This window comes from Hydrogenimonas thermophila, from assembly GCF_900115615.1.
GTDB classification, from domain to species: Bacteria; Campylobacterota; Campylobacteria; order Campylobacterales; family Hydrogenimonadaceae; genus Hydrogenimonas; species Hydrogenimonas thermophila.
On sequence record NZ_FOXB01000081.1, the window covers coordinates 1 to 1,743 of the forward strand.

Here is a 1,743-nt window from a genome sequence, read left to right on the forward strand (position 1 = left end):
TGCAGTTACAGCAGGCAGATCGGACAGTTGTTTGTAGATTCTTGCGTCTTTTTGGTCGTGTCCCAATTTCGCCAATGCTTTTAATTCTTGATAACATTGTTTAGACAGTTTTACGCAGCATTTATCACCGAAATTTGACCAATAACCTACTTCCAACTCCAAATGTTCGGAAATTCGGATTTTAAGCGGTTTTTGGGTTATGTCTTGCCATTTTTCGTCATCCCCAGATATATCGTTTCCGATAGTTCTCTGCAAAAATACAGCGGATCCGTACCGGCAGCCAAAATAATTAGCCTCGCCTTTTTTTCGGCGGTATGCTCGCTGGTTTCTATTCAAATCAAGCAGATATTTTTTAGTCAGCTTTTTATCAATAAAGCCCCATTTTTCGGATTTTTTAGCCGGATAATTCATCGAAACAGCATAAAAATAGCCGCTATTTGCACGCTTCACAATGTCCTGTAAAAATTTCCATAATGTATCTCTCACCGTCATTCTATCCCCTTGATATTTCTATAATAGGTTGTTATCTTATAATAGACACTTTTGCCGCTTTTTTGCAGCAAAAGCCCCAGTAGGGGATATTTCCAAGTTTAGAACACGTGCCAATGGACTGCTTCAGCTTCCCAGCTTACCACCCGTCCAAGTCTCCCGACTCGATGACTCCACTGCTACATTGTTGTTCAATGTACCAGGGGAGCCACCCCCAATGCGAAAAATGCCTCGCATGAGCTTTCAAGCAGTGCATATTTGCAGGTTGCCACACCTGCGCACTTCTTTCAATGACCGGAACCCAGGCCATTTTGATCAAACTCTACTCACTCAACCTCTCGACCGGCGCCATTACGCGCTACGGTCTTGCCTGGTTAGACTGCTGGAACTAACCCGACCGGTTAGGTGTCGCATATCCACATATCGCCTCACAGGTAGAATATACAAGCCCCTGGCTACTACTCCTTTCTAAGGATTTCACTCGGTCGATATGCTTCAGAGCGGTTAGGTTTTCACCATACGGTCAGTTACACGGTTGCCACTTTCGTTATTCAGCGGCTTTAGCCGATCACCTTGAGATCGGACCTTCATCGGGTTGAGCTATTTAGCTTTACGGTTTCCCGCTACGCCTCCCCCGCCGTGCAATGTCACGCCCTTTCGGAACGTCCCATTGATGGGATTTTCACCCACTTTCCAAACAGTCGCGCCCCGTATGCGTGTAGGCCACACGGGACGATTTCACAGTCGCCCATCTTCAAAATTGCTCTATCGGGTAGAAGCCCGGACTTTCACCGGACAGCCCCCACTGCATCAGGGCAAGCACCTTTCGATGCACCCCGCCGCACGGGTCATGGCTCTACACCAGGTTGGCAGCCTGGTAATCGCACCATGACAGCAAACGTCTACAGATTGGCAGTCGGTATCGTTCACCTGCAATTTTCGCATTTGGTATTGGCTTAAATCTGAACGATTGTGTTCATATTGTCATCCTTGGATGCATCCAAGGATGACCTATCAGCAGACAATAGAAATATTAAAAAAAATTATCCTTATTTTTGAATTGGTTGTATATTCCATTGTCGTGCTGAATTTTTCGGCTACGTGCTACCAAAACCCGTGTTATCGGCATTTGGAGCAGTTCGCCACCTTTTAGTTGATAAGTTCATACTTTCCTCCTTGTTTTGATTTTTTTAAGGTCAATTTTTTGAGCCTATGTACAGTTATAAAGTTGGTTGCCGACCCCCCCTTTTTTTT

The 1,743-nt window shown here is 45.3% G+C and carries 1 protein-coding gene; it reads right to left on the reverse strand.

Features of this window, described 5'->3' with window-relative positions; translation table 11 throughout:
• The coding region (locus BM227_RS12515; RefSeq protein WP_143089755.1) for a hypothetical protein at positions 1-492 on the reverse strand (492 nt) is incomplete at its 3' end.
• Between the last annotated feature and the right edge of the window lie 1,251 nt (positions 493-1,743).